This is a genomic window from uncultured Salegentibacter sp. (assembly GCF_963972535.1).
GTDB lineage: Bacteria > Bacteroidota > Bacteroidia > Flavobacteriales > Flavobacteriaceae > Salegentibacter.
This window is the reverse complement of sequence record NZ_CAXAVR010000076.1, coordinates 1-13,195: the sequence shown is the minus strand read 5'-3', so window position 1 is coordinate 13,195 and position 13,195 is coordinate 1. Positions and strand designations below refer to the sequence as shown.

Genomic DNA, 13,195 nt, shown 5'->3' with positions numbered 1-13,195 from the left:
GGAAATGATGTGGGAAGAAAATTATTGATCCTGGCTCGTGAGCTTCAGTTAGAAAAGGAATTCCAGGAGATTAAAATTCAATCTTTAATTCCCGAAAAATTAAACGGGCAAACTTCCGCAGAAGAATTTCAGCGAAGAATAGGGGAGCTGGATGAGATATTTTTTCAGCATAAAAAGGAACAAAACAAAGATCACGTGCTACGATACATTGGGGAAATTGAAGTAGGAAGCGCCAACCTGGAGGCAAAACTTATTTCTGAGCCTAAGAATACCGCACTGGGCCAAATTAAAGGCGCCGATAATATTTTTGAAATTTATACCGAGTCTTATGGCGACCAGCCACTGGTAATCCAGGGAGCCGGCGCAGGAGCAGCGGTAACCGCTCGCGGTGTAGTTAGCGATGTGCTTAAATTATCGCAAAGACTTAATTAAAAATCCAACAAAACCAACAATTATGCATTTTGAAACCGAAGCCATTAGAACACAAAACGAACGTACACAGTTCCAGGAGCATTCTACGCCCCTGTACCTAACGTCCAGTTATGTTTTTGATGATGCCGAAGATATGAGAGCTTCATTTTCTGAAGAAAAGGAACGCAATATTTACAGCCGATTTACCAATCCCAATACTTCAGAATTTACTGAGAAAATAGCGAAGATGGAAGGAGCAGAGGCAGGTTTTGCTTTTGCAACGGGAATGAGTGCTGTGTTTTCAAGTTTGGCGGCTCTTTTAAATAGTGGAGATCATATCATTTCGGCTAGATCGGTTTTTGGTTCTACGCATAGTTTGTTTACCAAGTTTTTTCCAAAATGGAATATTTCGCATTCCTATTTTAATGTGAATGAAGTTGATAAAATTGAAAGTTTAATAAAGCCCGAAACCAAAATTATTTTTGCCGAAACACCTACTAATCCAGGTGTAGATGTATTGGATTTAGAAGTTTTGGGTGAAATAGCCAAAAAGCACAATCTTATATTAATTATAGATAATTGTTTTGCCACGCCCTGGCTTCAGAATCCTATAAAATTTGGGGCGCATTTGGTTATACATTCGGCTACAAAATTAATAGACGGTCAGGGCCGCGTTTTGGGCGGTGTAACAGTAGGAAATGCCGATTTAATAAGGGAAATATACCTGTTCTCAAGAAATACAGGACCGGCTTTGTCGCCTTTTAACGCCTGGGTACTTTCTAAAAGTTTGGAAACTTTAGCGGTACGTTTAGATAAACATTGTGAAAACGCAGAGAAAGTTGCCCTATTCCTGGAAACCGAAGCCAATGCTGAAAATGTGAAATACCCTTTTTTAAAGTCGCATCCGCAATACGCAATTGCTAAAAAGCAAATGAAAAAAGGTGGAAATATTGTTTCATTTGAAATTAAAGGAGGGATTGAAGCGGGGAGAAAGTTTATAGATGCTATAAAACTTTGTTCAAGATCGGCAAATCTTGGCGATACACGCAGTATTGTTACGCATCCAGCATCTACAACGCATAGTAAATTAAGTGAAGAAGACAGGTTAGAAGCCGGGATAAAGCCAGGACTGGTAAGAGTTTCAGTAGGATTGGAACACGCAGATGATGTAATAGCAGATTTAAAACAGGCTTTAAACTCAATTTAGTTATGGTAATTTCAGCAGACATAGGGCTTTTTGATTTTTCCGTAGAGAATTCAATAATAAATGAGAAAAAGTCAATATTTAAGTATATTCGCAGTATGCTTTCTAAAAAGACTAAATACGGTATTAAAGCCCTGGCGTTTATCGCCAAAAAAGGGGATAGAAAACCGGTACAAACTTCAGAAATCTCCAAAAGTGAGAATATCTCGCAAAAATTCCTTGAAAGCATACTTCTGGAATTGCGAAAATCGGGGTTTTTGGGGTCTAAAAAAGGCAAAGGCGGCGGCTATTATTTAATAAAAGAACCGGAAGATATTCGTATGACTTCGGTAATTAGAGTGCTGGAAGGTCCTATAGCGATGGTGCCCTGTGTGAGCCTAAATTATTACGAAAAGTGCGACGATTGCCCCAGTGAAGAAGCCTGTTCTGTTCATAGTTTAATGATTCAGGTTAGGGATAGCACATTAAAAGTGCTGGGCGATAACACTTTAGCTGATATTTCTGCGAAAAAATAAGAATTCAAAAATTAAATGTTAAATACTGAAATTTAGGCCTTTAATAGTTGGTCTGATAAAAAAACAAAGTTACTTTTGTTTTATAACCTACTAATCCGATAGGTTAATAGAATTTAAACGAAGAGAGTATGATACTGGATCAGGCAAAATCTAAAACCACTTATAAAAAAGACAGGACTTCAGAAAAACCCTTACGCAGTATTTTAAAAACAGTGAGTTGGAGAATTGTAGGAACCGTAGATACCATAGTTATTTCGTGGGTTCTAACAGGAGAAATTGAAACTGCACTGGCCATTGGGTCGGTAGAATTGGTCACTAAAATGATCCTGTATTTTGGCCACGAGCGGCTTTGGAATATGATAAGTTTTGGAAAAGAATAGGAATATTTTTTAGAAAAGAATATAGAGTATAGTTAGGCTCGGGCAGGGCCAAAAAATTTATAAAAGATGAAACGGTACAGCGAAAAAGAATTAAAAATCCTCAACCAGCAGTTTAAAGGAATTACGCCGGCTGAGATTGTACAGTGGGTAGTATCCAACTCGGCCAGGCCGGTGATTACCACTAATTTTAGACCTTATGAAGCTGCAATTTTACACGCAGTTTCAGAGATAGATCCGGTAATAAAAGTAATTTGGTGCGATACCGGTTACAATACTCCTCAAACTTATAAGCACGCAAAGCAGGTGATAGACCAGTTGTCACTTAATGTTAAGCTTTACACCCCAAAGCAAACCGCTGCTTATCGTGATGCACTGTTTGGAGGAATCCCCGATATTAATAATCCGCAACACGAAGAATTTACCAAACAGGTAAAACTGGAACCTTTTTTACGCGCTATGCGCCAGCAAAATCCGGATGTTTGGTTTACAAATCTTAGAAAGGGCCAAACCAGTTTTAGAGATAGTATAGATATTTTAAGCTATAGCAAAGACGGAATTTTAAAAGTGAGTCCGTTTTACCACTGGAGTGACGAAAAACTGGATGCCTATTTAGAAAAACATGAACTGCCAAACGAATTTAAATATTTTGATCCCACCAAAGTTTTAGAAAACCGTGAATGTGGCCTCCACGCTTAATGAATCCCAATGAAAAAAGAGCAGAGTTATACCGAGATGTACCGTTCAAAAATGTGTATTCGCTGCACTTAAAGGAAACTTTTTATAAAAAAATATAGGAAGTCCTTTTAAATGAAAAATCAAAAAAGGACTTTTTTATTAATACCTGTTTTTCAGGTTTCAATTTAAAAATTATCGATAATGCAAAGTTTTAGAACCGAAATAGAAAACCCAATCGTAGAGCAGGATATTCTTGATTTAGAAAAGAAAATCAGGTTGTTTCGTGAGGGAAAAGCAGATGAAGAGAAATTCCGAAGCCTTCGTTTAGCGCGTGGGGTATACGGGCAACGACAGGCGGGAGTACAAATGGTTCGAATAAAACTGCCATTTGGAAAAGTAACTTCAGAACAGCTGCACAGAATAGCCGATGTTTCTGATGAATATTCCAAAGGCCGTTTGCATATCACTACGCGCCAGGATATCCAGATTCACCACGTGAGTTTAGACAGAACACCGGAGCTTTGGGCGCAGCTGGAAAGAGATGATATCACTTTGCGTGAAGCCTGCGGAAACACGGTAAGAAACGTAACCGCTTCGCCAACCGCGGGAATTGATGTAAACGAACCTTTTGATGTTTCTCCATACGCACATGGGACTTTTCAGTTTTTCCTTCGGAATCCAATTTGCCAGGAAATGGGAAGAAAATTTAAAATTTCTTTCTCTTCTTCAGATGAAGATACTGCGCTGAGTTACATTCATGATCTTGGTTTTATCGCCAAGTTGAAAGACGGAAAACGCGGATTTAAAGTGATGCTAGGCGGCGGGCTCGGTTCTCAACCAAGACACGCCGATGAACTCTATGATTTTCTTCCTGTGGAAGAAACCCTTCCTTTAATTGAGGGTGTACTTCGGGTTTTTGATCGGTACGGCGAACGTGCAAAACGATTAAAAGCAAGGATGAAATTTCTTGTAAAAGATATAGGAAAAGAGGCTTTTATGGAACTTGTAGCCGAACAAAACACGGCGCTTTCAAAAAACCATCCTAAATTTGAAGTTGAAAAACTTGAAACTGCACCGCCGCTTCAGGATGTTGAGGTGCCTGCAGTAACAATTGAAGATAAGAAGGATTTTGAAACCTGGAAAAACACCAATGTTCTTCCGCAGAAACAGGAAGGCTTATTTGCGGTTGGAATCAGGGTTCCGTTAGGGGATTTTTATACCGGTGGCGCAAGAAAACTTGCCGATTTGGTAAAGAAATACGCCGGAAATGAGATCAGACTGAGTTTAAGACAGGATATTTTAATTCGTCACGTTCGGGAAGAATTTTTGCCATTTTTCTATTCAGAATTAAAAAAACTGGGCTATGCTGATACCGGTTACGATAAAACCGTAGACATCACGGCCTGCCCCGGTACCGATACCTGTAACCTGGGGATTGCCAGTAGTACGGGAATTGCCGATGTACTGGAAGATGTTTTAAAAGAAGAGTATCCGCAGTTTATAAACGGAAAAGATATCACTATAAAAATAAGCGGTTGTATGAATGCCTGCGGGCAGCATAATATGGCGGAGATCGGTTTCCAGGGAATGTCGGTTAAAGTTGGCAAAACCGTGGCACCGGCACTTCAGGTTTTACTTGGTGGCGGAACCCTTGGGGACGGCCAGGGCCGTTTTGCTGATAAGGTGGTGAAAGTGCCCAGTAAACGCGGGCCAGAAGCTTTGCGATTCTTGCTAAACGACTTTGAAGCAAATTCAAATGCTGAAGAAAAATTTGCAGAGTATTACGACAGGCAGGGAAAAACATATTTCTACGATTTATTAAAAGAACTGGCCGATACTTCTAACCTTACGGAAAACGAATTTGTAGACTGGGGACACGAAGAACCATATATAAAAGCAGTAGGAGTAGGCGAATGTGCCGGCGTGGTTATAGACCTTATCGCAACACTTTTATTTGAAAGTGAAGAGAAAATTGATAACGCAAAAAGCGCACTGGAAAGAAAAGCCTGGGCCGATAGTATTTATCATTCCTATACCTCAATCGTAAATTCTGCTAAGGCTTTATTACTTGCTGAAGATGTAAAAACCAATACCCAGGCGGGAATTATTTCTCAGTTTGATGAGCTTTTTGTAGACACCGGTAAAATTGAATTATCGACTTCCTTCAAAGAATTTGCTTATCAAATGAACGAGCACGAGCCAACCGAAGCTTTTGCCAATAAATATTTAGAAGACGCGCATTTGTTCTTAAAAAGAGTGGATGCATTTAGAACAAAGGAGGTACAAAATGTATAATTCACCAAAATTAAGCGTGGTAGGCGCAGGTCCCGGAGACCCGGAATTGATCACAATAAAAGCATTAAATACTTTAAAAGATGCTAAAGTGGTGCTTTTTGATGCGCTTATTAATCGCGAATTACTGGAATATGCACCTCAAGCCGAGCATATTTTTGTTGGAAAACGAAAGGATAAGCATAGATATTCTCAAGACGAAATAAATGAGCTTATTGTAAAATATGCCCTGGAAAGAGGTCACGTGGTTCGTTTAAAAGGAGGAGATCCTTTTATCTTCGGAAGAGGATCTGAAGAAATTAATTATGCCAAAAGTAAAGGTTTGGAAACCGCGGTGGTATCGGGAATTACTTCTTCTATTGCGGTACCTGCCAATGTTGGAATTCCACTTACGCAACGAGGAACTTCCGAAAGTTTTTGGGTAATTACAGGAACTACCACTCAAAAGAAACTTTCAGAAGATGTTCGGCTGGCCGCACAATCTACCGCTACGGTGGTGATACTGATGGGAATGGCGAAACTCGCTGAAATCGTGAACATTTTTAGCTACTACGGCAAAGAAGATACTCCGGTGGGGATTATTCAAAATGGAACTACCGATAATGAAAAATCTGGTTTTGGGACCATTAAAAGTATAGAAAAAGTAGTTGCCGAAAAACAACTTACCGCCCCGGCAATTATCGTGATTGGCGAAGTAGTAAAAGAAAGCGGACAGCTTAAAGCAGTTTTTGAAAACGTCAAGGAGTTTGAATTTAAAAATTCCCCCATTGGGGGCTAGGGGGCCTATGGAAGAAAGAAACGAATTATACCCGGTCTTTTTAAAGGTCAATAAGCTGAATATTCTGGTCGTTGGCGGCGGACAGGTGGGACACGAAAAATTGCATTTCCTGTTTAAATCGAGTCCTAATGCTAAGGTGGAAGTGGTCGCAAAATGGTTTTTACCGGAAACAGAAGAACTGGCAAAAAAACACGGCGCAAAATTAACAAAAGGCAGGTATAGAAGAAAATACCTTAAAAACCGTCATTTTGTAATTGCGGCTACGAACGATGCAAAATTGAATAAACGAGTTTACAAACATGCCAAAAAGCGTTATTTACTGGCTAATATAGCCGATACGCCCGAACTCTGCGATTTCTATATGGGCGGCATTGTAAATAAAGGCCACGTAAAAATCGCGATTTCCACCAACGGTAAATCGCCTACCGCGGCAAAACGTTTACGGCAATTTTTTGAAGAAGTAATTCCCGAAAATGTAAACCAGATGGTAGAAAATTTAAATGAATACCGAAGTAATATAAAAGGTGATTTTGAGGCGAAAGTTGATCAAATGAATTCTATAACCGAATCTTTAAAAGTTAAAAACAAGAGTGATGATTAAAACAGATATCCTGATAATTGGGGCTGGCCCAACCGGTTTGTTTACCGTTTTTGAAGCGGGATTATTAAAACTAAAAACGCATTTAATAGACGCGCTGCCACAACCCGGCGGGCAATGTTCTGAGATTTATCCTAAAAAACCAATTTATGATATTCCGGCATTTCCTGAAATTTTAGCGGGAGATTTGGTTGGAAATCTAATGGAACAAATAAAACCTTTTGAACCAGGCTTCACTTTGGGAGAACGCGCCGAAACTTTGGAAAAACTGGACGACGGTACTTTTATAGTAACTACCAATAAAGGCACAAAACACCACGCGCCGGTAGTAGCAATTGCGGGTGGATTAGGTTCTTTTGAGCCAAGAAAACCCCCAATCGCTAATATTACCGATTTTGAAGATAAAGGCGTTTCTTATTTTATTAAAGATCCGGAAGTTTACCGCGATAAAAAAGTAGTGATTGCCGGTGGAGGGGATTCTGCATTAGACTGGGCCATTTACCTGGCCGATGTTGCTGCGGAAGTTGCCCTGGTGCACCGTAGAGTAGAGTTCCGTGGCGCATTGGATTCTGTGGAAAGGGTTTCAGAATTGGCTAAACTCGGTAAGATTGAAATGATTACCAATGCTGAAGTTGTTGGCCTTAGAGGTGAAGATCAATTGGAACAGGTGGTAATTAGGCATAAAGATGAAGCCCGCGGAGAGGAATTTAAAGATGTGGATGATTTTATTCCACTTTTCGGATTGTCTCCAAAACTGGGCCCGATTGGAAGCTGGGGACTGGAAATAGAGAAAAACGCGATTAAAGTTGATAATTCTTACGATTATCAAACCAATATTCCCGGCGTTTATGCTATTGGTGATGTAAACACCTATAAAGGAAAATTAAAACTGATCCTTTCCGGTTTTCACGAAGCCGCGATTATGTGTCAAAGTGCTTACCAGCGAATTTTCCCTGATAAAAAATATGTACTTAAATACACCACCGTTGGCGGCGTGACCGGATTTGACGGTAGTAAAAAAGAAGCCAAAAAAGAAGTGGTACAGAGTATTGGCGTGTAAGCACCTGGCTCCGAAGGGGGAATTAATTAGAATAAAATACAATGATTTTTAAAGCTTATTAAGCACCCCTCCTTTTAAGGAGGGGTGGCCGATAGGCCGGGGTGGTTAAGGTTGCGGTTGAACCCTTCCGTCATTCCTTCAGAATGCCACCTTCCCTTGAGAAGGGAAGGAGCTTTAAAAATTTAACGGTTTTCGGCTATAAGTAGATAGCCACGTATAGGTATACTTTTTTTGATTCAAATTTAATCTTAATCGGTTGTTTGGTCATAAATCTTTCCATCCTTCATTATGAATTCAACGTTTTCTATTGTAGAAATAAAATCATTAATAATATCTCCTTTTACAGCTATAATATCCGCATTAGCTTGAGGTTGTAAATAGCCAATTTCATCTTCTTTATTTAAATGAAAAGCTGAAATGTATGTACTGGATTGTAGTATATCTAATGGTTTCATTCCTGCTTCAAAATAATATCGAAACATGTCTGATGACGATTCTCCTCTAGATACTTTTATATCTGTATAATTATCAGAACCGGCTACAACTGGTACTCCCTTATCGATTGCCTTGTTTAGCCTATCCTTCATTATGTTTAGATAATTATCAATCCACTCAGTATCTTCAAATCCGGCAAGCTTCACATATGTATTCATATAATCCCTACTATTTTCTGTGGGTACCATATAAATTCGTTTTTCCGCCATTTTAGTTATTGTGCTGTCAGCTAAATTAAACCCATGTTCAATGCCATCAACACCAGCTTCAATTGCATTCCATGCAGATTGGTTTGTAACACAATGAGCTGTTACCTTTAAATTGTATGAGTGTGCTGTCTCAACAACAGCTTTTATTTCATCTATGGTTAAAAATGTTTTATTTGGAAGATTGTCAGCACATATTTTAATTAAATCAACATTTTGGTTCACATGTTCACGAACAGCATTTTTTGCATCTTCAGGACTGGATATTATTCGATATTCTGAATCTATTATATTCTGGTGTTCAGGCAGTACACCATAAATTTGCCCTCCAGTTGCAGCCAAAATAGGCCCGGAAGCAAAAATACGTGGTCCTTCAATCGTTCCTTCGTTAATGGCATTTCTAAGGGCTACATCAAGATATAAGCCTGAATTTCCTAAATCTTTAATACTCGTTATTCCCTGGTCTAAATAACTTTTGGCTCTTTTAGAACCGCGTAGAACTCTTAAAGCATCACTTTCCATGGTTAGAGATTGTATACTATGTTCTGAAAAATCTTCGTTGGCATCTTGAGAAAAAAGAACATGGGTATGTGCATCTATTAATCCTGGAAGAACAGTATACTCGGTTAAATCAATGGCTTTACTATTTTTAGGTAAAGATTCAAATTCTCCAATAGATATAATTTTTGTGTCTTGAATATGTACAAGCTTGTTCTTTAGTAACTTATTTTCTTTACTGTCATATAATAAGCCAGCCTTGATATAAATACTATTTTCCTGCCCTATTAATCGCTCTTGTGCGGAAATAAGAATTATAAAGAAAAATATGAGGGTCCTAAACATGCGCTTTTATTTTAGTTTAAATGGATGCCAAATGTTTCGGTTATCGCCAGCTGGTGGAGAGAGGGACGCGAACTTGTCAGATTAACCTTTTGTTTCCTGGTTTCTAAATTACGCTTTTTCGGCAAAACTTGTTATTTGCGATGAGCCGTTGTAGTGCGTTTAGGTGTTAGACAATAGTATTTTAGTCAGCATCCTTTTTATCTGCTGAGTTAAATCTTCTAAATTTTCATAAATAATTAAATACTTTGATTGAATATCTACAGGAGCATCACTTAAGTTTTCAGCTACTATAATTGTTGGTTTGTTTAGTGCGTGAGCTATTCCTAATTCGTAAAATACATTTGGATTTCTACCTGTGATATTCGCTATTACAAATCTTGCTTTAGCAATTTGTTCTATTATATGAGGAAGTAAATCTCCATCAATAAATTGCTCATCTCCTCGAATACATCTTAGACCTATATCATTAACTGTGTCCCTAATTGCATTAAAAGAAGGTATGTATTGTTTATTAAATGGTGTCAATACAAAAACTAAATTTTTATCTATTTGAAGATTTTCTACGTTGTACTTGGATAAGAATTCATTTTTATAAAAGTGTTTCTCATTAGTATCTAAATTTTGATATTTAAAATCATTTGACCTTTTTTGAGATGATAAGATTAAATGATTAATATCTTTCCAACGGTCAGCGTTCTCTTCAAGTTTTCTTGAAAGCTCATATTGCTGTCGTTCTAAATTTTGTCTCATATAATCTAATTCTACCTTCATCTTTTCAAAATCATACCTTTCTATTACTTTTTTGTTCGCAAGTTTTCTTACCTGCAGCATAAAAATGGATAAGATTAATGATAGTATAGCTACTACACCTATAATTATTAAAATTGTCTGAGTATTTAAATCTATCATTGAGTTACTATTAATGTCATTATACTATAAACCAAAATCGGTACGGATATAAATAGGTTGAGAATTCCTAATAATGTCGCGGAAATAAACCTCTCATTTTCAAATTGATGCACAGATCTTCTCCAAATGAATATGCTTATTATAGCTAAAAATAATGTTACCAAAAACCAAATAAAGCCTTGATCAATATTGGTTTCACTTGTCATAACATATGCTGCAAAAAATGAAAGGCCTAAGAATATAATGCTTAGTGGGACTTCTAGAATCGAAATAACAAAATTGAAAACTGTTGCTTTCCGATCGATAAAATATTTTAAACTGAATTGTAATACCAGTAATATCAATGGTAAAACAATATTTATTAATAATTTCATTTAATTCAATTTCAATTTTCTAAATGCACTACAACTTGCTATATCCCCACTTTATCAAACTATAACAGGGTTCGCAACCGGGATAAAATCAGGTTTAATTATAAGCTTCCTGTAAATCTATTAAAAATTTGTTAATATCGTTTACGGAAAACCCTAACACGGTATAAGCTTTAGAACTGTGAGGTTTTTTAATAAGCTTTAGCTAAATTTGTTCAAAATAAGATTTATTATGAAGATCAACCTTAAAAGACTTAATAAAGATTATCATTTTGAAACTGTAAATGAACGAGGAGACATTGTTCATTTAGACAATAAAACCGATGCCGAACCAAAAGGTGCAAGCCCAATGGATCTTTTATTGCGGGCTATTGCGGGTTGCAGCAGTATTGATATTGTAATGATCTTAAAAAAGCAACACCTGGAACTGGAAGATCTCCAGGTGGAAGTTGAAGGCTTTAGAGAAGTTGGCGCAGTGCCCAATGTTTTTAAGAAAATTCAGCTTAATTTTCTTTTAAAAGGAGATGTGCCTGCGGCGAAAGCCAAACGTGCCGTAGATCTTTCTATGGAGAAATATTGTTCGGTTTCTAAAATGCTGGAAAAAGCAGCTGAAATCAATTATGCGATCACTTTAAATGGCGAGCTTATCAATTAATGAACTCTTTTGAAACCAGAATAGTTAAAACCTGGAAACCTTCGGTGTTTTTAAGGATTGTTTTACTCATCCTCCTGCTGGGAGGTGGCGCAATTAATTCGGTTTTTGAGGTAGAGGAGAAGTGGCTTAGAGTAACCGGTAGTTTTGCTTTTATGCTGGGAATGATTGGCGCTTTAAGTCAGTCGTTTATTAAGCCGAAATATCTTGGTGATATTGAGATAGATGAAACCAGGGTGAAAATAGATTTAGCCAATTCGGGGAAAGAATTTTTAATTTCTGACCTGCAGGAAATCGGTTTCAAATATGGAGGTTACGCCAGTTTCTGGAAATATACTTTATACGGAAATAAAAATCATATTTATTTTACCACGCTTTCTGGTGAAAAATATAATTACGAAATAATTCTCCAGAATAAACAAAAGAAAGAAGAGCTGAAATCTTTTCTAAACCAATTAAATACCACTGATTCTATTGAAATTAAGAAGTTTGGTAATTCGGCTTTTTAAGTCAATAGAAACTTGGGAAATAAAAGCAGTATTTGAAAATAATCTTTAATTTTTCTCCCTTCTTTTTCCTGTTTTATTAAAAATATAATTCAGTAAATCATATAAAATACATTATCCATAAAAATTACTCTTAGCCCTTGCATTTAAAAGGCTGTGCCGTATATTTGCTGGTTCAGGTTCATTGTTTATAACATCGTTATCAAGAAAGGTTGAGGGAATAGACCCGTTGAAACCTTGGCAACCCTCCTGTAATGGGAGAAGGTGCTACATTCTACTTCGCTTTTGGCGCAGATAGATAACAAGAAAGAATTCTTTCCCGCTTCTTTTTTTGATAGTGATTTTAGATAAAATTATATGTCAAAATTAGAAGAACAACTTCAAAAAAATATACTCATTTTAGACGGTGCCATGGGCACGATGCTTCAGGAATACAAATTTTCTGAAGAAGACTTCCGTGGGGAACGTTTTACCGATTGGCCGGTTTCCGTACAGGGAAATAACGATCTTTTGTCCCTTACCCAGCCTGATGCAATCGCCACCATTCATCGTAAATATTTTGAAGCCGGTGCCGATATTGTAGAAACCAATACGTTTTCTGCAACCACAATCGCCATGGCCGATTATAAAATGGAAGAACTGGTAGACGAACTCAATTATGAGTCGGCCAGGATTGCCAAAGAAGTTGCTGTCAAAATGACCCAGGAAATTCCGGAAAAACCTCGTTTTGTAGCCGGTGCTATTGGTCCAACCAACAAAACCGCCAGTATGAGCCCCGATGTTAACGATCCCGGATTTCGTGCAATTTCCTTTGAAGAATTGCGGGTAGCTTATAAGCAACAAGCCAGCGCTTTAATAAAAGGCGGCGTGGATATTCTTCTGGTAGAAACTGTTTTTGATACCCTAAACGCTAAAGCCGCGCTTTTTGCCATTGATGAACTTAAAGAAGAATTACAGCTAGATATTCCTATAATGGTAAGCGGAACGATTACCGATGCTTCCGGGAGAACGCTTTCGGGGCAAACTGCGGAAGCTTTTCTAATTTCAGTATCGCATATTCCCTTGATAAGTGTTGGCTTTAACTGCGCATTGGGCGCCAAACAATTAACGCCTCACCTGGAAGTTCTAAACCGTTTTGCGAACTGTGGCGTTTCAGCTTATCCTAATGCAGGTTTACCAAATGCTTTTGGAGAATACGACCAGGATGCTGAAGAAATGGCAAGACAGATTAGGGAATATTTAGAAAAAGGTTTGGTGAATATTCTTGGTGGTTGCTGTGGTACCACACCAGAGCATATTA

The 13,195-nt window shown here is 37.8% G+C and carries 13 protein-coding genes, 1 pseudogene and 1 riboswitch; of the genes and pseudogenes, 12 read left to right on the top strand and 2 right to left on the bottom strand.

Annotated features, from left to right (window positions below; all coding sequences use genetic code 11):
• The 9 genes and pseudogenes from AACZ30_RS09790 to AACZ30_RS09750 form a co-directional block, all read left to right on the top strand.
• Positions 1-432, top strand: a pseudogene (locus AACZ30_RS09790) (aspartate kinase); the annotation flags it as partial.
• Positions 433-454: 22 nt separating this feature from the next.
• Complete coding sequence (locus AACZ30_RS09785) at positions 455-1,618, top strand: aminotransferase class I/II-fold pyridoxal phosphate-dependent enzyme (RefSeq protein ID WP_339649089.1); 1,164 nt, start codon at positions 455-457, stop codon at positions 1,616-1,618.
• 95 nt (positions 1,619-1,713) lie between these two features.
• Entirely contained in the window at positions 1,714-2,130 is a 417-nt protein-coding gene (locus tag AACZ30_RS09780) for an Rrf2 family transcriptional regulator (RefSeq protein ID WP_075327842.1), read from the top strand.
• 128 nt (positions 2,131-2,258) lie between these two features.
• Positions 2,259-2,510: a DUF2061 domain-containing protein gene (locus AACZ30_RS09775; RefSeq protein ID WP_075324805.1), complete on the top strand. Its 252-nt coding sequence runs from the start codon at positions 2,259-2,261 to the stop codon at positions 2,508-2,510.
• 66 nt (positions 2,511-2,576) lie between these two features.
• Positions 2,577-3,206 (top strand): phosphoadenosine phosphosulfate reductase family protein, encoded by a 630-nt coding sequence (locus tag AACZ30_RS09770; RefSeq protein ID WP_075324804.1) that lies wholly within the window; start codon positions 2,577-2,579, stop codon positions 3,204-3,206.
• Positions 3,207-3,386: 180 nt separating this feature from the next.
• Positions 3,387-5,480: a HEPN domain-containing protein gene (locus tag AACZ30_RS09765; RefSeq protein WP_339649085.1), complete on the top strand. Its 2,094-nt coding sequence runs from the start codon at positions 3,387-3,389 to the stop codon at positions 5,478-5,480.
• Positions 5,473-6,255, top strand: coding sequence for a uroporphyrinogen-III C-methyltransferase (cobA, locus tag AACZ30_RS09760; RefSeq protein WP_339649084.1), 783 nt, complete (start codon positions 5,473-5,475; stop codon positions 6,253-6,255). The genes AACZ30_RS09765 and cobA overlap by 8 nt, the downstream gene beginning before the upstream one ends.
• 7 nt (positions 6,256-6,262) lie before the next feature.
• Positions 6,263-6,856, top strand: coding sequence for a bifunctional precorrin-2 dehydrogenase/sirohydrochlorin ferrochelatase (locus AACZ30_RS09755; protein ID WP_057480526.1), 594 nt, complete (start codon positions 6,263-6,265; stop codon positions 6,854-6,856).
• The gene (locus AACZ30_RS09750; protein WP_339649083.1) at positions 6,849-7,913 is read left to right on the top strand and encodes an NAD(P)/FAD-dependent oxidoreductase; all 1,065 of its coding nucleotides are present in this window, start codon (positions 6,849-6,851) and stop codon (positions 7,911-7,913) included. Before AACZ30_RS09755 ends, AACZ30_RS09750 begins: the two co-directional genes overlap by 8 nt.
• Before the next feature lie 248 nt (positions 7,914-8,161).
• On the opposite strand, the gene AACZ30_RS09745 is transcribed toward AACZ30_RS09750, so the two are convergent.
• Both AACZ30_RS09745 and AACZ30_RS09740 read right to left on the bottom strand, forming a co-directional pair.
• Positions 8,162-9,457: an amidohydrolase family protein gene (locus tag AACZ30_RS09745; protein WP_339649082.1), complete on the bottom strand. Its 1,296-nt coding sequence runs from the start codon at positions 9,455-9,457 to the stop codon at positions 8,162-8,164.
• A 159-nt stretch (positions 9,458-9,616) separates the two neighbouring features.
• Positions 9,617-10,366 (bottom strand): hypothetical protein, encoded by a 750-nt coding sequence (locus tag AACZ30_RS09740; protein WP_339649081.1) that lies wholly within the window; start codon positions 10,364-10,366, stop codon positions 9,617-9,619.
• Positions 10,367-10,969: 603 nt separating this feature from the next.
• Here AACZ30_RS09740 and AACZ30_RS09735 point away from each other — a divergent pair.
• The 3 genes from AACZ30_RS09735 to AACZ30_RS09725 form a co-directional block, all read left to right on the top strand.
• Positions 10,970-11,392 (top strand): OsmC family protein, encoded by a 423-nt coding sequence (locus tag AACZ30_RS09735; protein ID WP_339649080.1) that lies wholly within the window; start codon positions 10,970-10,972, stop codon positions 11,390-11,392.
• Positions 11,392-11,898: a hypothetical protein gene (locus tag AACZ30_RS09730; RefSeq protein WP_339649079.1), complete on the top strand. Its 507-nt coding sequence runs from the start codon at positions 11,392-11,394 to the stop codon at positions 11,896-11,898. Before AACZ30_RS09735 ends, AACZ30_RS09730 begins: the two co-directional genes overlap by 1 nt.
• A 193-nt stretch (positions 11,899-12,091) precedes the next feature.
• Positions 12,092-12,200, top strand: a riboswitch (SAM riboswitch).
• 52 nt (positions 12,201-12,252) lie between these two features.
• Positions 12,253-13,195: homocysteine S-methyltransferase family protein (locus AACZ30_RS09725; RefSeq protein WP_339649077.1), on the top strand; the 943-nt coding region annotated here is incomplete at its 3' end.